Origin of the sequence: Bradyrhizobium sp. 521_C7_N1_3 (assembly GCF_052075975.1) — a bacterium.
GTDB lineage: Bacteria > Pseudomonadota > Alphaproteobacteria > Rhizobiales > Xanthobacteraceae > Bradyrhizobium > Bradyrhizobium japonicum.
This window is the reverse complement of sequence record NZ_CP197232.1, coordinates 2,167,863-2,191,773: the sequence shown is the minus strand read 5'-3', so window position 1 is coordinate 2,191,773 and position 23,911 is coordinate 2,167,863. Positions and strand designations below refer to the sequence as shown.

At 59.9% G+C, this 23,911-nt stretch carries 12 protein-coding genes and 13 pseudogenes; 14 read left to right on the top strand and 11 right to left on the bottom strand.

The window, feature by feature from the left end; genetic code table 11:
* The first annotated feature begins 2,001 nt into the window (after positions 1 to 2,001).
* The 3 genes and pseudogenes from AB7008_RS09950 to AB7008_RS09940 form a co-directional block, all read left to right on the top strand.
* Positions 2,002 to 2,826: pseudogene (locus AB7008_RS09950) on the top strand (IS6 family transposase).
* Between the two features lie 249 nt (positions 2,827 to 3,075).
* On the top strand, positions 3,076 to 3,663 hold the full coding sequence (locus tag AB7008_RS09945) for a GNAT family N-acetyltransferase (protein ID WP_063701405.1): 588 nt from the start codon (positions 3,076 to 3,078) through the stop codon (positions 3,661 to 3,663).
* Between the two features lie 286 nt (positions 3,664 to 3,949).
* Positions 3,950 to 4,196, top strand: a pseudogene (locus AB7008_RS09940) (IS6 family transposase); the annotation flags it as partial.
* A 170-nt stretch (positions 4,197 to 4,366) separates the two neighbouring features.
* On the opposite strand, the gene AB7008_RS09935 reads toward AB7008_RS09940, so the two are convergent.
* The 6 genes and pseudogenes from AB7008_RS09935 to AB7008_RS09910 all read right to left on the bottom strand — a co-directional run bounded on the left by AB7008_RS09935 (position 4,367) and on the right by AB7008_RS09910 (position 9,079).
* Entirely contained in the window at positions 4,367 to 4,537 is a 171-nt protein-coding gene (locus AB7008_RS09935; RefSeq protein ID WP_014497858.1) for a hypothetical protein, read from the bottom strand.
* Positions 4,538 to 4,593: 56 nt separating this feature from the next.
* Positions 4,594 to 6,339, bottom strand: coding sequence for a T3SS effector NEL-type E3 ubiquitin ligase NopM (gene nopM, locus AB7008_RS09930; protein ID WP_014497859.1), 1,746 nt, complete (start codon positions 6,337 to 6,339; stop codon positions 4,594 to 4,596).
* A 417-nt stretch (positions 6,340 to 6,756) separates the two neighbouring features.
* Positions 6,757 to 7,328: pseudogene (locus tag AB7008_RS09925) on the bottom strand (IS66 family transposase); the annotation flags it as partial.
* A 226-nt stretch (positions 7,329 to 7,554) separates the two neighbouring features.
* Positions 7,555 to 8,012: pseudogene (locus AB7008_RS09920) on the bottom strand (SbmA/BacA-like family transporter).
* A gap of 258 nt (positions 8,013 to 8,270) precedes the next feature.
* A pseudogene (locus AB7008_RS09915) lies at positions 8,271 to 8,819 on the bottom strand (IS6 family transposase); the annotation flags it as partial.
* A gap of 26 nt (positions 8,820 to 8,845) precedes the next feature.
* A complete protein-coding gene (locus AB7008_RS09910) occupies positions 8,846 to 9,079 on the bottom strand; it encodes a DUF2188 domain-containing protein (protein WP_018648284.1) in 234 nt (77 codons plus the stop codon).
* 779 nt (positions 9,080 to 9,858) lie between these two features.
* Here AB7008_RS09910 and AB7008_RS09905 point away from each other — a divergent pair.
* Positions 9,859 to 10,053 (top strand): hypothetical protein, encoded by a 195-nt coding sequence (locus AB7008_RS09905; protein ID WP_232208676.1) that lies wholly within the window; start codon positions 9,859 to 9,861, stop codon positions 10,051 to 10,053.
* 41 nt (positions 10,054 to 10,094) lie between these two features.
* On the opposite strand, the pseudogene AB7008_RS09900 reads toward AB7008_RS09905, so the two are convergent.
* The 4 genes and pseudogenes from AB7008_RS09900 to AB7008_RS09885 all read right to left on the bottom strand — a co-directional run.
* Positions 10,095 to 10,594 (bottom strand): annotated as a pseudogene (locus tag AB7008_RS09900) (IS66 family transposase zinc-finger binding domain-containing protein); the annotation flags it as partial.
* Between the two features lie 67 nt (positions 10,595 to 10,661).
* Positions 10,662 to 11,048, bottom strand: a pseudogene (locus AB7008_RS09895) (IS3 family transposase); the annotation flags it as partial.
* Between the two features lie 29 nt (positions 11,049 to 11,077).
* Positions 11,078 to 11,910, bottom strand: a pseudogene (locus tag AB7008_RS09890) (transposase); the annotation flags it as partial.
* 83 nt (positions 11,911 to 11,993) lie between these two features.
* Positions 11,994 to 13,469, bottom strand: a complete 1,476-nt coding sequence (locus AB7008_RS09885; RefSeq protein WP_441258789.1) for an outer membrane beta-barrel protein — start codon at positions 13,467 to 13,469, stop codon at positions 11,994 to 11,996.
* Between the two features lie 695 nt (positions 13,470 to 14,164).
* Between AB7008_RS09885 and AB7008_RS09880 the strand changes: the two genes are divergently transcribed.
* From AB7008_RS09880 to AB7008_RS09835, 10 genes and pseudogenes are all read left to right on the top strand, one after another.
* A protein-coding gene (locus AB7008_RS09880; RefSeq protein WP_110115998.1) for an IS5 family transposase occupies positions 14,165 to 14,925 on the top strand; the annotation gives its coding sequence in 2 pieces (ribosomal slippage) (positions 14,165 to 14,504 and positions 14,504 to 14,925; 762 coding nt in all).
* Between the two features lie 75 nt (positions 14,926 to 15,000).
* Positions 15,001 to 15,761, top strand: a protein-coding gene (locus AB7008_RS09875; RefSeq protein ID WP_236842183.1) for an IS5 family transposase whose coding sequence is annotated in 2 segments (ribosomal slippage) — positions 15,001 to 15,340 and positions 15,340 to 15,761 — 762 coding nt in all. Because the reading frame shifts where the segments join, the coding sequence is not laid out codon by codon here.
* A 74-nt stretch (positions 15,762 to 15,835) separates the two neighbouring features.
* Positions 15,836 to 17,155, top strand: a pseudogene (locus tag AB7008_RS09870) (IS701-like element ISBj6 family transposase); the annotation flags it as partial.
* 89 nt (positions 17,156 to 17,244) lie between these two features.
* Positions 17,245 to 17,767, top strand: a pseudogene (locus AB7008_RS09865) (helix-turn-helix domain-containing protein); the annotation flags it as partial.
* Between the two features lies 1 nt (position 17,768).
* Positions 17,769 to 17,969: pseudogene (locus AB7008_RS09860) on the top strand (IS701 family transposase); the annotation flags it as partial.
* 391 nt (positions 17,970 to 18,360) lie between these two features.
* Positions 18,361 to 19,917, top strand: coding sequence for an ISL3 family transposase (locus tag AB7008_RS09855; protein ID WP_441258788.1), 1,557 nt, complete (start codon positions 18,361 to 18,363; stop codon positions 19,915 to 19,917).
* 146 nt (positions 19,918 to 20,063) lie between these two features.
* Positions 20,064 to 21,058, top strand: a pseudogene (locus tag AB7008_RS09850) (IS110 family transposase).
* Positions 21,059 to 21,376: 318 nt separating this feature from the next.
* Positions 21,377 to 22,165, top strand: coding sequence for an MFS transporter (locus AB7008_RS09845; RefSeq protein WP_441258787.1), 789 nt, complete (start codon positions 21,377 to 21,379; stop codon positions 22,163 to 22,165).
* Positions 22,135 to 22,431: a hypothetical protein gene (locus AB7008_RS09840; protein ID WP_249165080.1), complete on the top strand. Its 297-nt coding sequence runs from the start codon at positions 22,135 to 22,137 to the stop codon at positions 22,429 to 22,431. The genes AB7008_RS09845 and AB7008_RS09840 overlap by 31 nt, the downstream gene beginning before the upstream one ends.
* A 593-nt stretch (positions 22,432 to 23,024) precedes the next feature.
* Positions 23,025 to 23,216, top strand: a pseudogene (locus AB7008_RS09835) (IS5/IS1182 family transposase); the annotation flags it as partial.
* A gap of 394 nt (positions 23,217 to 23,610) precedes the next feature.
* Here the strand turns inward: AB7008_RS09835 and AB7008_RS09830 are convergent.
* A complete protein-coding gene (locus AB7008_RS09830; protein WP_018645234.1) occupies positions 23,611 to 23,817 on the bottom strand; it encodes a cold-shock protein in 207 nt (68 codons plus the stop codon).
* Positions 23,818 to 23,911: the final 94 nt, after the last annotated feature.

The window sequence follows — 23,911 nt, the reverse complement described above, 5'->3', positions numbered from 1 at the left end:
CAAAGGCCCCTGTTGTTTGCGGACGCTTGTCACTTGCGTTCGCCAAACGACGTCCGGGTATAAACCCCTTGCTGAGCAGATCGACAATCTCGATGTCCTAAGAACAAATGGCCGTCGGCATCACGTCTGATAAGTCCGACCGCTGAGGGCGGAGACGCCAAGCCAACGCGACCTTATTGCTTGAAGCCTAGTTTCATGTTGCCTCAGAGTAAGCTGACGACCACGGCGCTCGTGGCGACACGCGAGAAGGCAACCTTCAGCACCCCCCCCTGGAAAAGCGATCCGAGATGTTCGTCCGCGAACCAAGCAAGGGACGTGTCGATGAAAATCGCAGCTGCTCTGCGTCTTCTACGAATGTTTGTAGCGTCGGAAGTCAGACATTGTTTCAGAGCTGACAATCGACTCTGTTAAAGTTCTGACAACACGCTGCGCAAGAAGGGGTGGCATCCCGGTCCATAGTCCAAATATTGTCATCAGAACTTTAGCGATGATCAGAGCTACAGCTGTGATGCAACGGGCAGCGTGACCGTTTCCGTATATGGTAAGAACGACCGGAGCGCAGGGGACTGCGCTCCCATTTTCATGGGGCATCTTTTTCCAAGGCACCACGTCAGGAGTGTATTGTCGCTCTGTCAGTGGCGAGAACACTTCCGCTGGTTCTGGCGACAGCGACGTTCGGCGCCGGTGCGCTCGTATCCATAACCGACGCTACATTGAACGCGCGCCGAACCAGACGGCTGCAGACCGCAGCATTTCTCACCTGAGCGTAGGCACGGATCGCACAGCTGTCCCTGTGCTGCGGTCTATGGTGGCAAAGAAAGAAGGAGCAGACTGCAATCAATCCTACGACGAATACGGGACGCGACATTTCCCCTCCTCATTTAAGGACAGCGGCAGTCCATCTACCATCTGTGAAATCAATCGTCCGCTCGACCGCGAGCCCCCCGGCTCCCTTGTGCGGAGAGCTCGCTCTATTTTTCGACATCGGGTATTCGACAATACCTGACACTACCGGAGCGCCGTCGCTTCCGTCGCGCGGCACAAGGGTTCGATCCTGCACGCCGACTTTCCTATACGGTGCTATTGCAAAGTGGCGGCCGTGTCTCAGAGGTTCTGGCGCTCACAGCTGCTGCTGTTGAACTGAAAAGCGGAAGCGTAGCGCTTCTGACCCTCAAGCGTCGAAAGAGTGACGTGGTACGACAAATTTCCCTACCGCTGAAACCCGGCCGAGGCGCGAATGGAGTTTCCGGAGTTGGCTGAGGTGTGGGCCACGATCTTTCCTGCCGTAGAGAAGGCGGCGGAGGAAGCGGAGCGAAAGTTGCGCGATTTCGTCGCTCAAGTCGGGTAGTAGAAATTTGCGGCGCTCACGCGCCGCCGAATTTTCAGACCGGGATGCCGAGCTTCTTCGCCTTGTCGCCCAGATTGTCCTGAATTCCCGCGCCCGGGACATGCATCACGCCAATCGGCAGCTCGTTGAGCATCGATTTCCGTTGTCAGGGTTGCAACGGCGTCAGTCGATGCCTCCGCGTCAGCCCTTCCAGCGATCTCTCCAGGTCGTCCCGACGCATCAGGACGGCGGCGTCCGTATCATTTACGGTTCGGTCGAGCTCTTGAGTTCGTGTTCGTAGCGCTCTGGACACAGCCGGGTCGGTGGCAATCAGCGGGAACACCTGACCCTGCGACCGGGCGATATCCTGACAGGCCATATTGAAGGCCCCTTCGGCTGAAGCGCGGCGATTCTTCGCGGCCTCCATTCCCGCGGCAGCTTCCTCGCAGCGAGCGCTCGCCGACTGGAACGCGCCAGCAGCAGCGGATTTCGCCTCCCACGCCTTGGCGAGGGTTTCGTGGGCCGTTCGACGACCTTCGTTAATCCGGGTCCGGTGACTCGCGGTCGCCCCACCGTCAAGAAGTTCAGCTCAGGCGAACGCTTCTCTACCAGTCGACGTTGTTTGGGTTGGGCCGCGCTCTGCGTCGATTTGCGACCGTGAATGCTCAAACGAGATGGCCGCGACCGCGCCGTCCGGCTCCGTTGCAGCGTCATTTCGAGCTCACCAGCCCGCTCACGCAGTGCACCGTACTTTTGCGCAACCGCTGAAAGTCTGTCGGCGCAGCCCACCGGGGCGGCGTCAATATGCCGTTTGGTTGTAGTTCCCGTTTCCCTTAAGCTTGCGCATAGTCGAGGAAATGCTGGAGGCGCGTGGCACTGTTGACCTATGAAGCCGTGCGCCAGTGGGGACCGAAATTCGGCAAGGCGTTCTCCGATCGGTCCGCGAGCGCGCTCCCGCTCGCGGTGACAAATGGCATCTGGACGAGATCGTTATCTCGATCGCGGGCGAACAACATTAGCTCTGGCGCGCTGTCGACCAGAATGGCTTCGTTCTCGACGTCTTGATCCAGCGCGGAAGAGACTCGCGCGCTGCGCAGCGGCTCAGGAAGAAGCTCTTGAAATCCGCCGGCACGCCGCCGCGCGTGATGATCACGGACAAGCTTCGTTCGTACGGCGCTGCGAGGGCAAAGACGGGCCTTTGGGTCGAACATCGCCAGCACAAAGTTCTCAACAATCGGGCCGAGAATTCTCATCAGCCGACGCGACGACGCGAGCGGATCATGATGCGTTTCAACTCCTCCAGGCCAACCGATTTCTGTCAGTTCACGATCAGGTCTCGAACCTTTTCCACATCCCCTATCCCGGAGCCCTGACTGCCGACTTCCGTCGTGCTTGGCACGAGCGAGCCTTTGCGACTTGGCGCGAGATCTCCATGACAAGCGCTATCGCCGAATCTCGAACCTTTGAGAAGCGCCTCCTTCAGCTCAGCGGTCGGTTAAGTTGACGATGCCGTCGCTCGACATTCAGTATGGCACAGGGATTGCAGTGATGAAAAAGCGCTCCGGAAGCTGAGCACGGCGAGCCGGTGCCGGGCGATGGATCTATTCTGAGTCGTTACGGAACATGACCATCAGCGGGCAGAACCCAGGTGCAGCCGGTCGATATCAGGAATCTGGTGATCGGCCACGTCTTCTTTATGTCGTGCCACGTAACTCTGACAGGTAGACAGAAAATTTGGAACCCACATTATGCCGGCGGAGTCGGATATCAAATGTGCGAATGCAAACATTCGAACAAGCACCGTCTGGACAATTGTGCTCGGCTTTGCCGCCGATCCATTGATGCGGTGGAGTTGGCCTGACGCAAGCCAATATCTTCGGAGCATGCCTCGGTTCGTTAACGCCTCTGGTGGACCAGCATTCGAGCACGGCACAGCATACGTCACGGAAGGGATCCGCGCCGCAGCCCTGTGGCTGCCGCCTGGCGTGCAGCAAGACGAGTCCGCGTTAGACGAAATAATGGCGCTGTCCCTGAACCCGGCGATCACCGAAGATATGGCGCTCCTGCGGCAGGAAATGGCCGAACATCATCCGTCCGAGCCGCATTGGTACCTGCCTCTCATCGCGGCCGATCCGAACTGGGTCGGACAAGGACTTGGCACATTGTTGATGAAATACGCTCTTCAACGATGCGATGAGCAGGGCATTAGCGCCTATCTGGAAAGCTCGAATCCCGATCACATCCCCTTTTATCAAAGCCACGGCTTCGAGGTCATTGGCAAAATACAACATGGTTCTTCGCCGCCGCTCACGCCAATGTTGCGAGCAGCCAAATAAAGCGAAATTCAAAGCCTGTGTTCGCATTGGCTCACGAGGGCCACCTTTCAGCACTGCTTACGTATTGTCTGCGGCGGCGCTGATTATTTCGCCAGCAAGTATTGGGGCGACTCGGGCTCGCGGCGATGCTCCATGATGTCGGGAAGCTACCATTCCGCTGACGCTGTTCGACAAGCCGGGCCGTCTAAATGAGGAAGACAGCAGACTGATCGAGACACATCTGGTCGACGGCTTCGGAAGACTCTGGATGGCGTTAAGTTAACGAATTGGAGCCGCCGAGGGGGTGGTGAGGACCAGCACGCCGACCGCCCGGACCCCTCTTTATCGCCGCCATCGCTTCCCACCGGAAGTAATCAGCTATGCCGCTTGGTTGTATTCCGGCTTCCTCTCAAGCTTGCGCATGGTCGAGGACGTGCTGAAGTGCTGGCGGCGCGTGGCATTGGCGTGACCTATGAAATCGTGCGCCAGTAGGACGAAAACTTCGGCAATGCGTTCTCCGATGGATCCGCTCGCGCGCTCCCGCTCGTTCAAACGACTGAGAGCATGCACTTGACCGACCGCGACAATCGCGATGATCAAAGCCGGTTGTTGACGCGTCGATTTCGCTCGCCCGAGGACGAGTACGAAGCAAAGGCGGCGCGCGGTCACGACAGAATTCCGGCGGAGCATTCCGCAGCCCGGTAGAAGGCCCGGGCATCCCGTCTTACAAGGAATCGGCAATGAGGCTGCGCGCCGACCATTTCATGCTGCCGCGCACCGTGCGATCTTCACGGCGGTAGATGCGTGCTGCCTCAACGGGCAGCGCCTCAGCCTCCTCGCTCGAGCGCCAATCGGCAATCGTCAGCTCAAAGATGATGTCGATTGCAGGATCCATCTTGAGGCAGCGCCACAGAGCAACGAAGAATATCCCCGCGGGACTGTTGGGAAGTCTTATTGTTCTAGGCCGCGCTCTGCGAGCAGCCGGTGCATGACCTCGCCTTTGATCTCGCCTGCGATTTGGTTTCGGACTTGGGCTCCGAGCACCCGCTCGGCATCGACGTCGCCCACCAGACCATGTTCGGCCAGTCGCTGATCCAGACGGCTTTGGAACTCTTCGCCCATGGCTTCGACGAGCCGGTCTTGCATCGCTGCATGTTCGTCTGGAGCGATGCGCCTCAGCACCGTCTCCCAGGGGTGCCAGCGGCTTGCCATGAAGTCGGTGAACTGGCTTGCTTCCCGCTCCCGGACCAGGTCGAGCGCCTCCGTCGCATCATCCTCGCTTACGTGAGAGACCGCCAGGAAGCGCATGTCAGGGGCGACGTGACTGAGCTCCAGCGGCTCGCGCAGCCGATGTTGATAGGCCAGGTAGACTTCGATGTCGTCTACGTTCGGGTTGCCGCTGGCGAGCGAGTTGATCCTGTCGCGCGCGATCTCGTCCAACGCCTCCAAGCGGAAGGCGACACGGCCGCGCTGGATCAGATCGCCAAGCCGATCGTCATATACCCCGTCCTCGACGTCAGCGTTGAGGCGCGCGGTCTGCATACCATTCCAGTGCAAGGTGACACGATCCTCGCAGCTCGCGTTGGCCTCGGACGCCTGCGCAAAGAACTGCTCGCGCAATGTCGGATTGGCGGCCGCCTGCTGCAGATCATCAGCCACTGCCTGCCGAAACTCGTCATTGCCGTAGTTCACGGTCTCTCGTAGCCTCTCCAGGAACTGCGCGTAGTCCTGGGCGCCTGGCTCATCCGCAAAGTGCTGCCATTTGGCCAGCGTCGCCGGGTCGTCTGCGAGCCATTGCGCGGCAGCCTCATATAGAGATTGCTGCGCAAGCTGCGGTGGCGCTTCAGCCGTCGCCAGATTAGCGAGGACGTCGTCCGGCAGCGGGTTATCCCCGAACTCGAGGTTCTCCAAATGCGGGTAGCTGAGACTAAGATTCGGTACACGCCCCTCAAGAAGATCCTCAGGCAGGCTGGTCAGCCGGTTACCGCTGAGATTGAGCGATTGGAGGGTGCTCGGAAGGGGGGCGGGGAGGTCGGCCAATTGATTGCTGCTGACATCGAGTTCAATGAGCCCCGATGGGAGGTAGTCGGGGAGGTCGGTCAGCTGATTGCCACTAACCGCGAGCGAGGTGAGCCTGCTCGGGAGAGCGTCCGGCAGGCTAGTTAGTCGGTTGTCGCTTGCGTTCAGGATCTCGAGCCCAGCCGGAAGGTTGGCCGGCAGACTGGTCAAGCTGTTATCGGCCACCTCCAGCCGAGAGAGGGTCGCCGGAAGAGCGTCCGGCAAACTAATCAACCGGTTATGGCTAATGAGAAGATGCTGAAGACCGGGTGGGAAGCTAGCGGGCAGGCTGCTTAGCTCGTTGTGCCTGGCGCGCAGTTCCAGCAATCTTGGCGGCAGGGCGGCGGGCAAAGCGGTCAGGGAGAGGGAGGACAAATCCAGCGAGTGCGAGCCAGTGTTGTCCGCCCCCCTAATTCGTGCGCGTCCCTGTCGCCGATTCTCGGCTTCGCCCTGCCCCTCTTCGGCCGCCCAGTTGTCCAGCAACTGCGCGCGCGCGGAGGCCGGGGTCCGATATCCTGTCATGGCTTCGAGCAAATCCGCCACGGCTCGGCTGAAGCCGCTGAGGTAACTTTCCTGCTCCCCCTCTTCAGAAGCGGCCGAGGAAGAACCTGCACTCCACTGAGCCTGTCCTGTGTTCATCAATATCTCCATCGCCAAAACAAGAATACCCCCGCTCCTCAAGGTCGCGAAGCAGGCCGGGTGTCATGATCATTGTTCACACGAGCCCAAACGCGCAAATGGATCGATACTGCTGCGAGGCTTCCTGCCATTTCGTTGACCAGATAAGTCCCGGAGGGCCGTCAACGTGGCAGCGTTCTGCCCTTAGCAGGCCTACCTGTCGATAAGCTGACGAATGTCGCTGCAGAACCCCGGGTCGCCGGTTGCCAGCGGTGACCGAAGCAAGCCCGGTTTGAGGTTGAACCGGTCAAGCTTCGCAAAGACCAGCTTGGCCCCCATTGCCTTGGCATGGGCACCGCCAGCGCTTACGCGTTCGGAGCGTCTGCCACTCTTCGTTGCCACGTACTCGGTCGAAGGGTAAGCGGCAAGCTGCGGCCGTCAGGCGGCGTGGTTCCATGGCATAAGCGCGTCGATTTCGCCGCTCGGCCAGCCGTTGGCGATACGCTGAGGCGTTAGGCTGAGCCAGGCGCACGGATCGACGTTATTCATCTTTGCTGTCTGCAGCAGTGTTGCGATGGTTCGCCCAGGTTCGTCCGCCGCCGTCGCTACCGGCAAAGAGGCTATTCTTTCTCGTAATTGTTTGTGGTCAGATGGCGCGTTCAACGATGTTGGAGTCGAGCTCGATGCGAACCATCAGTCTGGAAGCGTTCGAAGATGGCACGGCGCGAGACGGCATAGCGGATTGCCTCAGCCAGTTTTGATTTTCCGGAAATCCGCCGCAATGTCTGCTGCCAGAGATCGAAGAGATCTGCGACGACCGCTGTGGAGGCTTGCTGGCGCGCGGCAACGCCTACGTCGGGGCTTTGACCGCGTATGGTCTTCTCGACCTGCCAGAGCTTCGCCATCCGCTCGACCGTCGCCGTTGCAACTTTCAAGCTTCCTGCAACATGCAGCTCATAGAACTTGCGCCGGCTGTGTGACCAGCAGCCAGCCAAGGTGACGCCATCTCTCTTGCGTGAACAACGGACGTATCCATTTCTTGATCTCTGGAAGCGACGCCGCCCACAACGCAAGCGTCTCCTCGATCGACGCTGCTGGCGTCCACGACCTCCGAATCATGGTGTCCATAGATTCAGACATCTCCTAAAAAGGCAACTGTAATGCTAGGATTACCCCTAGGACCTGCAGCGCTCGCGTCCGTCAAACAAGGCGGCCTCAATGGAGGGATACCTTCCATCAGCTGGATGGCTGGATCATCCGAAGGCTCTGGTCGCGCCGCGGAAGCGGTGGCGGAACGCAGCCTGGAAGGAATATCCGACCGCTCGCAAAGCGCATGGGGTCCTGCTGAACGCGCTGCGAGGCGCCTTCGATGGCGCGCAGCCGCGGCCAGCTTGCAACATAGATATCGTTCATCGCCGTCCGCCAGCGGAAGATGTAGTGACTGACGAAGAAACGCGTCATCACACCGACACGACCGCAACAAGAGCAATGCCGGCAAAAGTCGACAACTCGCTGTAGAACTGCTGGACCATCACTTGCGCCGATTTCGAAAGCGCGGCCTGGACAAGGTCATAGAATGGCCCATACCAGCTGTTGATGGCGACGCTGACCTGGACCTGAAAGTAGGAGGTGAACAGTATTAGCGCGGAGCCAAGAATCGACCACGTCGCCCAGGGGTGCGGCGCAACCAACATCCAGCCAGCCGCAAATATCGCGGCGCACGCGGCGAAATAGAGGTCGAACCAGAGAGCCGGCGCCGACGAGAACGTCGCCAACCCGACCTGCCTTTTGCGGCGCTTCGAACAGATTGCTCGCGAAGCCATACCAGACCAGCATCGTCAGTGCGGTCCAAACGATCGCCGAGAGAAAGAACAGCTTGGGTCGGGGGAAAAACGAGAGGTCCGAGCATCTGTGGCCTCTTGGATTACAGGAGACCGTCGGGCATCGTCAACTTAATCGACCGCCGAGCCGAAGGAGGCGCTTCTCAGTTCGAGATTCGGCTTGTCGCGGAGATTTCGCGCCAAGTCGCAAAGGCTCGCTCGCGCGAAGCACGACGGAAGTCGGCGGTGACGGCTCCGGGATAGGGGATGTGGAAAAGGTTCGCGACCTGATTGATCGTGAACTGACAGAAACCGTTGAGCCTGATCGGACGATTTGAAACCCTTCATGATCGGCTTGCGTCGCCGCGTCGGCTGATGAGAAATCTCGGCCCGATTGTTAAGAGCTTTGTGCTGGCGATGTTCGACGTGAAAGCCCATCTTCGCCCTCACAGGGCCGTACGAACGGAGCTTGTCCGTGATCATCACGCGCGGCGGCGTGCCGGCGTATTTCAACAGCTTCTTCATGAGCCGCTGCGCAGCGCGTTCGGCGCTGGATCAAGACGTCGAGAACGAAGCCATTTTCTGGTCGACAGCGCGCCAAAGCCAAGTTGTTTGCCCGCGATCGAGAAGGCGCTGCTGCAAAACTACGGGGTGACCACCTGAGGGCCGTGTCCGAGATCGGCCCAGAAGGCCAGCGCCAGCCCGATTTAGCCGGACGGTGGGTATGGGTCCTGGCCATATGTCCACTCGTGTCTGAACCTGTGGTCATGGCCCTGAACTAGAACCTGAGCGTCGCGTCCTACCTTTCCCTCCTTGTGGGCAGCGTCGACCGCGACGCGGATCGCCTCTTCCTCAGTGGCGTAGGGGCCGGAGTACTCGCAATTGAGCGCAACCATCCACTGGCCTTTATGGCGCGTGACGAAGTACTGAACGCTTGCCATAAGCTTGCTCCGGCATCGCCCCTGGGATCGATAAACGGGGTCGTACTCTGCAAATCTGCCGCGGTCGCCTCAACTACCGGATTTGGTGGGCTCCAAGGAGCAGCGCCTTGTAGGCTGGCCTGTTTGCTGTACCCGCGGAGACCAACTGCCGCGCCTTAGTTTCCCTTATTCACGAGAACCGGAACGTAGCAGCTTCAATCGTCGTAGATGTGGCCTAGCTGCTAGCAAGTCTCTCTTTCTCGTTGGAGTCGAAGGCTGGATTGATGGTTGAGTGCTGCGACCGTTTGCGTTTGATCGACAAATGAACCCTCCAAATAGAATGTCGTCAGGGTCCAAACTCCCGGGAGACCAGCCGCACTCGATCGCATTTGTAAGAAAGCGCTCGTGCGGGTCCGACCTTGCCTCTTTTAGATCGTACGAGGCAATAAATTTGGCATCATGGTTGCTCCACTCCGCGGCGCACACGCGGACTTGGAGGCACGCGGACATGACTCGGCGCCGTCGGGAGTGAGAACCCGACGCTGTCCCTACCGCGCCCGCGCGGCCAGTGAAGTTGCCGGCGGTGACTCGGCGCTCACGCCTCCGGAAGCGCTTATCCCTACCACGCGCTGCAAACTTCGGTGGCCAGCCTTCGCCCTTGGATAAGCGAGACCGACCACCGCGGCACCCCGAGAGGCTCAATTCCCAAGGGTGCTACCAAGCAGTATCGCTGAGAAGGACTGGAAGCACCTACCAGGATTGGTTGGTGCCGATCTAATGTGGCCTGGGGCAAATGCGCCATGGCGACTGAATTTGATACGATTTTTGATGTGATTGAGCGTTCGGTGCAGCACGCCGCCGCGGTATCGGTATCCGCGAAACTTGTCGCAGGTCTCGAGTTTCATGCCGCCGACGCGATCAGCGAGGAAAGAAGGTTGGCTCTCGAGGAGTATGCAGACGTGCTCACTCCAAGCCGACCACGCTTGCGGACGTGATCGCCCTGAGCCGCCACGTAGCCAGACTACCGGCTTGGCCGACGGTCGATGGCGATGCCGTGCGTCGCCAACATCTGCGCCTGGCGATAAAGCGGCAAATGCCAATGATACTTGGCATCGATCACATGCGCTGACCAGCCGCTCCGTGGGCAGTGTTCGGGCCCGGCATGCTGGAGGACGACGCCATGACAAGCGCGGCAGGCCAGTTTGGGCCGGCGAGTGACGATTACGCGATACTGCGCCGGTACGACGTCGAGCCTCTGGCTCTCATCGCTCCCAATTTCAAAAAGGACGCCTGCGCAGTACGGGCGGCAGGTTGCAGTGGGCATCAGGGTCTCGACGATGCGCGGCAAATACTCCGGCAGCTGACCGCGGTTGGCTCTGCGCTCGGCAGTTCGCTTCTCGCAGGTTCTTGGATTGGCGTGATCCTCGGCTGCTTCGAGAGCCGCGACGGCCTCTTCGATGCCCTCCAAAACAGGCTGTAGTTGATCAGCGTCCAGCTTTCCGACGATCGACCGAACTGCGCATCTTTCGCAAGCTTGCGCCACGGCTCATGCTGCAAACGATGCCGTGGTCGGCCATCAGGCGCTGGAACTGCTCGCTGGTGGACTGGGACACTCGGCGGCGAACTGCCGGTCAAGGAGGTTCGCCGGTACGGTCTCGAGCTGTCGATCGCCGTCATCCTTCGGCAAGCGCCGACGTCGCGGCCGCGCCCGCAAGCCTTGCAGGCGCATCAGCCGCTCAATCCGGTGCAGGCCGCAATCCGCCCCGTCGGCGAGCAGGTCACGCCACACCCGGCGTGCGCCATAGGTGCGGTCGCTGGCGACGAAGCTGGCCTTGACCTTGCCGCCGAGCTCCTCGTCGCTGCGGGATCTGGCGCTGGGAGAGCGGTTCAGCCAGGCATGGAAGCCCGACCGCGACACTCCCAGCGCATCGCATAGCCATGCCACCGGCCAGATCGTCCGGTGCTTCGCGACGAAGGCGAACTTCATGTCGCTTCTTCGCGAAGTAGGCTGCGGCCTTCCTAGGAAACAGCCGGATTGGCGTCCCCCGGAAGAGCCTGTAACACGAAGCCCAGTGATTTGGCTCGGCGCTGAAGGTTGGCGAGCACACGGCTGCGATATTGTCGCTCATATTGGTCTGCACCCGGATCTCTGTAGTGCATGCCGTGCCGCAGGGTGTTGTAGAATAGAACTGCGATCTTGCGGGCGGTCGCCGTCACCGCCTTTGATTTGCCTGCACGTGAGGATAGCCGGCGATAGAATGCGCCGAGCGCCGTATCGCTCCGTCCGACAGTAGTGGCCGCCAATCGCAACAGTGCGGCTGCCCGACTGGACGATCTTCGTGTGCGTGAAGACAGCACCTTGCCGCCGGAGATTTTGTTGCCCGATGCAAGGCAGAGCCAGGAGGTGAAGTGCTTGGCGCTCGGCCATGCCCTCAGATCCGTGCCGCACTCGCCGATGAGCTTCAGCGAGAGGGACGGACCTAACCCATGGATCTCAGTCAAATCGACGCCGAGCATTCCGTACAGCGCGGCCCTGACATCGAAGGTAGGTGTGTTGACCTGCTTGGTCTTAACGCGTGGCTTTGATAACTTTGCGCCCGCTTTTGCCCCTTTGTTGCTCAATACGGCGATCAAGGCTTCGAGCTTGCGGTCGCAGTCCGCATTTTCGCCTGGTAAACGTCGTATAGTTCCAGCGATTGACGGAGGGCGAAGACATGTTCTTCCCGGTCGTTGCCAACCAGTGCCGCGCGGATTGTCTCGGTCGAAGAATGACAACGCACGTCCCGATAGGTTGCCAACACGTCGGGATTGCGCTCGCCTGCAACAACGGCTCGGATAATCCGCATGCCGGTCCAGGTGGCGCGGAGGTGGATGGTCACTACCAAAGCTTGAGGGGGCGTCGAAAGCCTGGCTCTTGGCTTTTGGTGCGGTCTTTTCAATCGAGCTTATAGGACGCCTGAAAGAACGTACCCCAGCGTTCCATGCTGTACTTCGCAAGCATGGTCGGTTCAACGCAGCCGCTGCTGCTGCACAATGAGTCGCTTCGGCTGTTGGTCCACATCGCCCAGTAGCGGCCACCCACGCCGACGCTGAAGTTCCTGGTGACGAAGTAGGACAAGACGCCTTCAACCTGGACGCCTCGGCCCCCATTGCTCTGTTGTTCATCAAACATGGTCGTCGGGCGCAAGAGATGATGGTCACGCCCCTTGAAATCGGTCCAGGGCAGGTAAGCGACGTCAGCGTTCAAACGCCAACGCTCGGTGAGCATGGTTTCGGCGCTTAGGCCGACACGAGCTGCATTCCACTGAGTATTCTGGCTGCCAACGACCTGGTCGTCGTCCGGCGCCAAGCATGGAGGTGGGGCAGCTATCTGTACACACCCCCTCGAATCGGAGCTCTGTTCGTAATACGTCCAGCCGATAAAGCCGCCGACATTGTAGTTGGCGGCGCGGAGGAAATCATAGCCTACGTCGGCCGTGTAGTAGGTGTACCTCCCGTTGGCCTGGCCTGATATCGTGTTGACATAGGAGAGGTTCGGGGGGAGGCCCCAATCTTCGTCGTTCATGTGTCCTTTGTCGAAGCGCCCAAGGCCAATGTTGCCCTTCAGGAACACCCCCCACGGGCTGTCGAGACGGCCAAATAGCTCCCCGGAAAGTCCGTCAAGTCCGTGATAGGTGAGCCTCGATATTAGCATGCTGGGGTCTTCAAGGCCGCCGGAGGCCACTGCGCTGCGGTCCCATTGGAATCGACCCCGGCTGAGCCAGAGTCGCGATCCGCCTTCGAACGACCAACCGGCCGTGTAAGCAATCGGCGCCGCGCCGGCGGGCGCTTTTGCGTAGAGCGGCGCATCGGGCCAACGCACCACCCACGGGTCGGCGCCAAAATGGTAGTTCAACCCGATCTTTCCGATGTGATAGCTGCTGGAGAGGCTGGTTATGTTCGCCGGAAGAATGGCGAACGGCGGATTCTGCACCGTCGGAGGCGTTGCGACACTCGGCCCGCCGAAATGGAGATAGTCATACTCGACGTTGACCGACCATGCAGACGTAAGTGCTTGCTCGACGCCTAGCCCGATGACGCCACCGAGGCGACCATAGTCGAAATGGGTTTTCTCCTGTGGCGCGCCGCCTTCAAAGTTGTTGACGACGTCGCCTCGATTGTTTTGCCAAGCCACTCCTCCCTTAAGATAGGCCAACGTGCGGCCCAGCGCGCCAAACGCGTAACCGACGCGCCCAGTCCCGGTGGCAAAGACGTTGGGACCTGCCTTGCAGTTTGCACTCACGACAAAGCCGGAGGCGGCGAGGCAAGTATTCGTGCCGTCGGAGACAGCACCGCTGGCATCGAGTTCGACGCCGAACACCCAGCCATTCTTCTGCCAATTGTAGCCGATCTGGCCACCCGCGAGAAGCACTGGGGTATCGACGACATCGCCATAGATTGACGGACCGTAGGATTGCTGAAGGAGGTTCGGCCGTAGCCGCCGCCGAGGTGCCCGCCAATATAGCCTCCCGACCAGTTCCACACCGCGGGCGGCAGTTTCACTTCTGGCTCAAGGTCTGCCGCGTTCGCTGCACCGTTTGCGACGAGCGCAATTGTCGTGGCTCCTAAAAGAAGAACTCCGGATCGCATCCAACACTTCCCTGTATTGTCTCGGCCCACGACCGAGCGCCCTTAAGTTATCGCCGCAGCAAACCGTCGGGGCGGACCAGACGCTAACAGCGACGCGCGCCGAGTCCGCCCCCGAGGATCATCGCAAGCGATTGGTGGTGATGCCGCAAAGAGAGCAAGTCGCGTGCCGAAGTGAATTCGCAGGCTATGCAGGCACTTCGTCGCGGCGTGTGGCGCCAAGTTGCTCACATTGGTCTCGATACCGACAAGGGCCACGTTACCCGAGAGTGGCCCGCTCGCGCGCTGAATGTGTACGCGCGGTGGCGCGTGCAGACCCGGCCCGTGTGATGTCAACAGGAAGCCCTCTGCGCTTCCCCGACTACGGCGCTGTGTCGCCGTTGATTTTAATTTCACCGAGTCCTACTGATGGGACTAGGGTCTGTACCTAAATAGCGCCACGTGATTCTCTTGCCTACGTGTTGATTCGGGGGCGAGAGAATGCGCGCTGGTTTGTTTTGGCTGAACGACAGGCAATGGGCGCGTATCGAACCGCATCTGCCGAGGGGACTGACGGGGCCGGATCGGGACGACGACCGACGCATCGTCAGCGGCATCATTCACATGCTGCAATCGGGTGCACGATGGCGTGATTGTCCACGTGAATACGGCCCTTACACGACGATCTACAATCGCTTCAATCGCTGGGCCAAGCGAGGACGATGGTGCGCAATCTTCGAAGCGCTGGCCAAGCCTGGCGAAGACGGCGTCGTACTGTCGCTCGACTCGACCTCGATTAAAGCTCACCGGTGTGCCTCCGGCGGAAAAGGGGGGAGCACAATCAAGCAATCGGCCGCTCGCGCGGAGGCCGCACGACAAAAATCCATGCGCTGAGCGATCCGCTCTGCCGGCCGGTCGTCCTGCATCTGACTCCAGGCCAGGATGCCGATATCGCTGCGGCTCCCGATGTCCTGGCGCTCGCGCCACCCATGAGCGTGCTCCTCGCCGACAAAGGGTATGATGGCGACAAGCTTCGCGGCGAAATCATTCGTCGTGGCGCCAAGCCCGTAATCCCCAATAAATCTAACCGTGTCGTCATCCATCGCTTCAACAAACGCGCCTACAAAGGACGAAATGTCATCGAACGCTGCTTTTGCAGGCTCAAGGACTTCCGGCGCATCGCCACGCGATATGACAAGCTCGCCCGTAATTTTTTGGCCGCTGTTCATCTCGCCGCTCTCGTCGCATATTGGCTCAATTGAGTCTGGACCCTAGGGTCTGTACCTAAATAGCGCCACGTGATTCTCTTGCCTACGTGTTGATTCGGGGGCGAGAGAATGCGCGCTGGTTTGTTTTGGCTGAACGACAGGCAATGGGCGCGTATCGAACCGCATCTGCCGAGGGGACTGACGGGGCCGGATCGGGACGACGACCGACGCATCGTCAGCGGCATCATTCACATGCTGCAATCGGGTGCACGATGGCGTGATTGTCCACGTGAATACGGCCCTTACACGACGATCTACAATCGCTTCAATCGCTGGGCCAAGCGAGGACGATGGTGCGCAATCTTCGAAGCGCTGGCCAAGCCTGGCGAAGACGGCGTCGTACTGTCGCTCGACTCGACCTCGATTAAAGCTCACCGGTGTGCCTCCGGCGGAAAAGGGGGGAGCACAATCAAGCAATCGGCCGCTCGCGCGGAGGCCGCACGACAAAAATCCATGCGCTGAGCGATCCGCTCTGCCGGCCGGTCGTCCTGCATCTGACTCCAGGCCAGGATGCCGATATCGCTGCGGCTCCCGATGTCCTGGCGCTCGCGCCACCCATGAGCGTGCTCCTCGCCGACAAAGGGTATGATGGCGACAAGCTTCGCGGCGCAATCATTCGTCGTGGCGCCAAGCCCGTAATCCCCAATAAATCTAACCGTGTCGTCATCCATCGCTTCAACAAACGCGCCTACAAAGGACGAAATGTCATCGAACGCTGCTTTGGCAGGCTCAAGGACTTCCGGCGCATCGCCACGCGATATGACAAGCTCGCCCGTAATTTTTTGGCCGCTGTTCATCTCGCCGCTCTCGTCGCATATTGGCTCAATTGAGTCTGGACCCTAGCACTACTTTGGCAGATTGTTGATTTTGCCGCGTTTTATAGGATTCCCGAATCAATTTTTCAATGATTCATGGGTGGTCGGCTCTTGGAGGGCTGACCATGCCGGGATGGGAAGACGAACTCGAACGCTGGCTGATGCCGTTCTTGGACCGGCTGGGTCATAAGACCCGGCAGCGGATGTGTCCTCTGTATGTTGCGGGATTGATCGGTCCTGGCGATCGCAAGAGCGTTCAGCCGATGGCGGAACGCTTTGTCACGAGCAACTACGACCAGTTGCACCATTTCATTGCCGACGGTGTCTGGGACGCGACGCCGCTGGAGACAGAGCTGCTCAACCAGGCGGACCGACTCGTCGGCGGCAGGGATGCGGTGCTGGTTATTGATGACACCTCACTGCCGAAGAAGGGTGAGCGATCGGTCGGTGTTGCGGCGCAATACGCATCGGCTCTCGGTAAAACTGCAAATTGCCAAACGCTGGTGTCTTTAACGCTTGCGCGCGGCGAAGTGCCAGTGATGGTCGCGTTACGTCTCTTTCTGCCTGACAGCTGGACAAGCGACATGCCCCGTTTGAAGCGCGCTCGCGTGCCAATCGAACACCGAACGCCACGGTCCAAGCCGGAGATCGCTTTGGCCGAGATTGACCGCGCGATGGCAGCCAACATGCGCTTTGGATGTGTGCTGGCGGATGCAGGATACGGCCTCAGCGCACCGTTTCGACAAGGGCTAACAGAGCGCGGGCTGGCCTGGGCGGTCGGTATCCCTCGGCACCAGAAAGTGTATCCCGTCGATGTGAAGCTCATTTGGCCGATCACCAAAGTCCGTGGCAAACCACGAAAGCACCACGTGCCCGATATCTTATCGATTGCGGCAGAACAAATGCTGGCCAGCGCCAAATGGAAAACCGTGAGTTGGCGTAGCGGGACGAAAGGTCGGCTCAAAGCCCGATTTGCTGCCCTCCGTGTCCGCACCGCCGACGGCCCTCCGCAGCGGATATGGGATAAAGGTCAGCAGCATCTCCCAGGCGACGAAGTCTGGCTCATTGGCGAGCAACGTGCCTCCGGGGAGAGCAAATACTATCTCGCCAATCTTCCGGCGACGACGGATCTGCGCACGCTGGCCGCCACCATCAAGGCACGGTGGATTTGTGAGCAGGCGCATCAACAGTTGAAGGAGGAGCTTGGACTTGATCACTTCGAAGGGCGATCATGGCAAGGTCTTCATCGCCACGCCCTTATGACAATGATTGCCTACGCCTTCCTGCAACATCGTCGCCTCGCATACGCGGGGCGGAAAAAAAAGAATCAACGGGCCTCCGCCTCAACCAACCATGCCCGCCGTACGCCATGCCATCGTCGATCTCATCCTTCGGCCGCCGCCTCAGCAAACACATTCTGCCAAAGTAGTGCTAGTCCTCTGGAACGCAAGTTCGTCACATTAGTTGATAGCTCGAATCTCTACAGAGGAGAGTGCTCGTGGCGAATGCGGGTGTGCGAGGCCGGCCGATCGCGCCGCTGGTGCTTAGTCCGCAAGAGCGGGCGTACTTGGAGAGGCTCGTCGTCATCGCGTTGCCGAATCGCTATCTGAGCGCTGCCGCGCGATCCTGCGGTGTGCAGATAGTCTGCCAAGCAAGTCGGTGGCTGCCAAACTTGGCATCCATGAACACACCGTTGGCAAGTGGCGCCGCCGATTCTTGAAGGATTGCTGTGATGGCCTGCTTGACGAAGCCCGTCCTGGGCGCCCTCGAACCATCGACGACGATCAGGTTGCTGTGGTAATCGAGCGGACATTGCGTACGACGCCGCGCGACGGACGCACTGGTCGATCCGCTCGATGGCTGCGGAAACTGGCTTTTCTCACACCACGATCGGCCGAAAGTGGACGGCGTTCGGCCTGCAGCCGCACCGCAGCCAGACATTTAAACTGTCGAGCGATCCGCTATTCGTCGATAAGGTGCGCGATATTGTCTGGCTTTACCCGAACCGAGCCATTGTCCTCAGGTCTTCATCGCCACGCCCTGATGACAATGATTGCCTACGCCTTCCTGCAACATCATCGCCTCGCATACGCGGGGCAAAAAAAAGAGAATCAACGGGCCTCCGCCTCAACCAACCATGCCCGCCGTACGTTTCGCCATCGTCGATCTCATCCTTCGGCCGCCGTCTCAGCAGTGCCCATATTGCCGAAAGCAAATCCTTGAAAAACAGTGGCGCAAACGCATTCTGTTCGCGGTAGGGACACCCATCACTGGGCGCCCCCCGCGCAGATCCCGGCGAGCCCAATTAAGGCACCGGGCTCCTACCTCGGGTGTTTGACGGCGAAGCGCAGCTTCGGCCATGGATGAAGGATGCGAGCCTTGGGGAGCCAGTCATCGGTGATCTGCGTTATGCGATCCCAGGTCAGACAGGTCCGCTGACTGCGCCGCCGAAGCGTCCGCCTCCAGAGATCGGTCAGATAGAACCGAAACGCATTGAGCGCTCGGCCATTCGTCGGGACAGCAAAGTGTCAATCGGCCTGTAAATTTGGCTCTGACTCACTTTTGATGCAGTTTGGGGGATGCGTGGCGCTTTGATTGGAGGAGAATCAACGCCATGCAGCAAGCACTCCACCGCTCCAGTCTGGTGCCGCGTGGGTTTGTTGTAGAGAGTGCGTACTACGAAGGTGATAAGGCCGTGATTGAGATCCGGGCGTCCGGAAGCGTCGGTCTGTGTCCCTTGTGCGGAACAGTTTCTCGGCGTGTCCATAGCCGGTATCGGCGACGCGTGACTGACCTCCCGCTTTCGGGGCGGATCGTACAGCTCCTGGTGGTCGCCCGCCGCTTCCGCTGCGACGCCGTCCTGTGCGGGCGCCAAATCTTTACTGAGCGCTTCGACGAATGGTTGCTGGCTCCATCAGCGCGACGCACGGCGAGGCCGGACTCCATTGTCCATCACCTCGGTCTGGCTCTTGGCGGACGACCGGCGGCAGGCTTCGCAAAACGGCTGATGCTGCCGGTGAGCAAGGATACGCTCCTTCGCGTGGTTCGACGCCGTAGCCGTCCGCCGGCTGACCCGCTCAGGATTATCGGCATTGATGATTGGGCCTGGCGGCGCAATCACCGATACGCCAGCATCATCTGCAACCTGGAAAGGCGCCGGGTGGTCACCCTGCTGCCGGACCGTGAGCCCTCGACCGCCCAGGCCTGGCTCGCCGCCCATCCCACGATCGCGATCGTCGCCCGCGACCGCGGCGGAGGATATGGCGAAGCCGCAGCAAAGGCCCTGCCGCACGCGGTACAGGTCGCAGATCGTTGGCATTTGATGGAGAACGCCAGCCGGGCCTACCTCGATGCCGTCCGAAAATCGATGCGCCAGATCCGCAGCGCAATCGGAGCAACTACGATCAATCCCGAGCTGCTAACAGCTGTGGAGCGTCTCCAATATGAGGGCTATCTCCGGCGCGAGGAGGCTAACGCGACCATCTTGAGCCTGTCGAAAGGTGGGACGCCGATCAAGCAGATAGTGCGCCAGACGGGCCACAGCAGGGGGCTGGTGCGACAGGTGATCCGCGGCGAACGCCATGATGTCTTCCGGACCCGGGAGAGCTCTCTCGATCAGCACCTGCCATGGCTCGACGACCAATGGGCAGCCGGTTGCCGAAACGGCGCTGAACTTTGGCGCCGCTTACGGGCGCGCGGTTTCCGAGGCTCCCTTCGTGTTGTCGGCGAGTGGACGACTCGTAGACGGCGGGCCGAAAAGACTGATGTCGAAACCCTTCATCGGATTCCATCGGCCAGAACGATCGCTCGTCTCATGACCGTCGGACGGGCTACGCTATCGAAGGCAGAGACGGTGACCGTCGCTGCGGTAGAAGCTGGCGTGCCACCCCTGGTCGAGGCACGCGAGATCATCGCCAAATTCCACCTGATGATCCGACGCAAGACCGAGGCGGGCCTCGTCCCATGGATCGAGCGCGCTCGCGCCAGTCTTGTTGCATCGTTCGCCCGCGGCGTAACGAACGATGAAGCGGCGGTTCGGGCGGCGATCACCTCGCCCTGGTCCAACGGACAGACTGAGGGGCAGATCACGCGCCTCAAGCTCGTCAGACGCCAAATGTACGGCCGTGGCAAAATCGATCTGCTTCAAGCCAGACTAATCGGCGCAGAATAAACCCAGCTGCACCAAAACTGCGTCAGAGCCAATTTTGCAGACGATGACGTAATTGCGGTCGGCGCCCGCGGCTCAAAAAGGTCCGCTATCTTCAAGCCTTCCCGCAATCTCACGAATCGGAGGGGGCCATGAAGTAATATGTTGGGCTGGATGTCTCGCAAAAAGAAACGTCGGTATGTGTGGTCGACGAAGTGGGTCAGATCTTGTTCGAAGGAAAGGCAAAGTCCGCCCCCGGGGCGCTCGCGGCATTGCTTCGCAAGCGGGCGCCACAAGCGGAGCGCATCGGATTTGAGACCGGGGCGATGGCGAGCTGGCTATGGCATGAACTTCGTAGGGTCGATCTCCTAGTGGTTTGCATCGACGCGCGGCATGCCCACGCGGCTTTGTCCGTACGCATGAACAAGAGCGATCAGAATGATGCTCGAGGTCTGGCCGAACTGGTGCGGGTTGGTTGGTATCGAGAAGTCAAGGTCAAGAGCGAGGAAAGTCAGAAGATCCGCGCGATACTCGTCGCGAGATCCCGGCTCGTGTCCATGCGCCGAGACATCGAGAACCAGGTCCGGAGCTTGATCAAAGAATACGGCTTGCTGTTCCCGCGCGCAATCGGCCAGCAGTTCCGCAACCTGGTCAGCGAGCTATTGGGCGATAATCATCCACTCCTTAGCGTGATCTCGCCGCTCCTGTTGATCCATGAGCATATCTGTCAGCAGCAGAACAAGTTCGACGACGAAGTTCGCCAGTTGGCGAAGGCGGACGAGACGACGCGCCGCCTAATGACCGTTCCCGGTGTCGGCGTGGTGACCGCCTTGACTTTCCGCCATACGATCGATGACCCATTGTCGGCGTTGACAGTCGGCGCCTACCTCGGCCTTACACCTCGGCGCAACCAATCTGGCGAAACTGACATCAACGGCAAGATATCTCGATGGGGCGACCGGCTTCTCCGAACCTACTTGTTTGAGGCCGCCACCGTACTTCTCTATCGGACAAAGAAGTGGTCTTCCCTCAAGGCCTGGGGCATGAAGCTCGCCAAGCGGATCGGTATGAGGAAGGCAAAGGTCGCTGTCGCCCGAAAGATCGCAGTCATCCTTCACTGCATCATGGCACATCCTTCGACTGGGGGCAGCCGCAGCCAGTCTGATATTTGCTCGCAAGTTCCTGGTCCGGTCTGCCGGACTGGCGATGTCCCGCTGGGACGGTGTTGAGGCGACCTCGTTCATTCGGCTGGTGGCGGCTCGACCGTACTCCGCTGCAAACGTTGAGGCGTCCGACCCGGACATCATCATGAGGCGCTGCGCGACCTCGGAAAGGACCGTGACCCCAGTGAAGACATAACCAGCCCGGGCGATCCAATGCCTGGCCGGCAAAGTACGCATCAGCCGCGCTCGCGCCGTCTCCGCAACCCTGACCAGCTCCGACAGCGCGAGCGCTACCGTCGTGCCGTCGGAAAGTTTAAAAGGTGATTGACAACAATCCGCAATTAAAGGGCCGAATGACAGTCTTCGCGCCGCTGAATGCCTGGATGTTCAAGGCCATGAGCGGCCATAATGTTCAGATTCTGTCCGTTTCGATCTTCATCATCGGTAACCTGATCTGCGCGATCGCTCCGAACTTCCTCACCCTTGCTGCAGGCCGCGTCATTTCGGCCTACGGCGCGGCGATGTTCACCCCGTCGGCTACCGCGCTGGCCGTGGAACTCCTGCCGCCAGCCCGCAAAGGGTTCGCGTTGTCTCTCATCTTTGGCGGCATGACTGTTTCACAGGTTGCCGGCGTTCCTGCCACAAGCTGGATCGCGGATGCTATCGGCTGGCGCTTCTCATTCGGTTTCGTCGTCATTGCCGGGCTTCTCGCATTGATAATCTTCGCTCCGATGATGTCCGGAATAGCTACCAAGGCGCCGGAGCGCGGAAACAGCCCGATCTCAAAAGGCCTCTCCAAGGCCACCTACGGTATCCTTTCCGTGACGTTATTCGTCGTCGTTTCCGAGTTCATCGTTTACTCCTATGTGAGCGTATTCATCATCGGTTCTCTGCTTGCCGGGGTGCCGCTGCTCTCAGCCGCACTCTTTGCCTACGGCTTCGGAGCCGTGACGGGAAACGTTGCGTGCGGCGTTCTGACTGACCGTTTTGGCCCGTATAAAGTTCTCATTGCGGTTGTAGGCGCGCAACTCATCCTGCTCGTAGGTTTGGTTGCGTTCAGACAGCATGGTGCCTCACCGTGCTCATCGCCTTCTTTTGGGGTAACGTGAGCTACATGTATCTCGTCCCGATCCAGCACCGTCTTCTCGGTCTGGCCGGAGATAGGTCGAAGCTGGTACTGGCGATGAACAGCTCGACCACCTTCGCGGGGATCGCCATTAGCGCTTTTCTCGGCGGCATCCTTGTCGAGACTAGCGGCGTCCCGTCTCTGGCTGCGGCATCGATCCTGATTGGTCTCATCGGCATCGGGCTGGCTGTTGCCTTCATGCGTGACGCAGCACCTGCAGAAACCGCGACTGCAGCATGTCCGAGATGATATCGCTCAACGATCGAGTTATTGCAGTCCCACAATTAAGAACGAAGCCTCAAACGGCATTTCCGCAGCGTGCTATGCATTTGGATCGAAGCCGCACGCGTTCCGCCTCGTACGAAACAACTAAGGGGCCGCCCTGGCGCCTTCAAGGCGATGCTGGCTCGCTTGAACCAATTGGAGGCGGAGATGGACGCCTTGAAGGGACAACGGGTCTCGACCCGGCACATATGGCGGCGGGCGGCGCGTCCGTGTCGCTCGGCTACGAGGGTGGCGTACGGTGGCGCGCGGGTTCATCCGAGGATGAGGAGCCCCATTTCCAGCCACGAGAGGCCGAGCCGGAGGCGTCCAAGGGCGGGCTCGGCAGGGCCACGCGACAAGCTGGTGGAGCAACTGGCCGCGCAGCGGTGACTTTGGCGCTTACTCCAATCTGTCTATCGAAGTGGATGGTTTGACCAATCCCAATACAATTCACGCACGTAACGTTCATCCTCGAAAGTCTTTGTGCGAGGTACGCCTCTAGCAGGCAGTTGAAAAACGTGCTCGCCGCCGACCAGCGACCGTGATTCATTGGCTCCGACGAGATTCGGAGATGATGCGTGCGCGGCGGCGACAATCGAACGGGCGAGCTGTTCAGCTACGTCGATCTGGAGGCTCGGGTGCGGCGTGACCATCCGCTGCGAGCGATCCGGACGATCGTGAACGAGGCGCTGTCGACGCTGGAGCGCGAGTTTGCCGCGCTCTATTCGCCGATTGGGCGGCCGTCGATCCCGCCGGAGAAGCTGCTGCGGGTGTGCTGTTGCCTCAGCGCAGCCGGCCAGTATGGTCCATAACGGACGAACCCGGTTGTGCGAGCACCTTCATGAGCTACATGCATCACGCCTGGACAGGGGAGCACCAGCCCGGCGGCGTGCACTTCCCGGCGCGTTGGTCACGAGCGTACAGTTCGGGGCGCAGGAATATCTTGCCACGCCCACACTGCGATCCGCTCGCAACTCTTGTAACTCTGACGGCAGTGATCGGTGGACGGCCTCGAGAGATCAACGCTGTCATGCGGTTTGCGAGACAGCCTCATGGCTGGAAGAGACCGTCGAAAAGCCAAACGCCCGGCGCGCCCCGACAAGGCATCGCCGGACAGGTGCGAGAACACGCTTTGCAGAGAGCGGTTTCCGGAGGCGAGTCGGATCAGCCAACCCGAAGATCCTCAGCTGACATCTTGCCCGAACGCCCGGCCTTGAGCTGATAACTTACCCGAGCCCCCTCTTCGAGAGTGGTGTAACCGGCCCTTTCGACGGCACCGATGTGCACGAAGACATCGGGACCTCCGTCCTCAGGCCTGATGAACCCATAACCTTTGGTCGAGTTGAACCACTTCACAATACCCATTGCCACGGCGGCATCTCCATAGTGAACCGTTGTGATCTAGCGAAGAGTCTGCCGGCCATCAAGATGGTCGGCAAGACGCCAGCGTCGCTGCGCTGGTCAC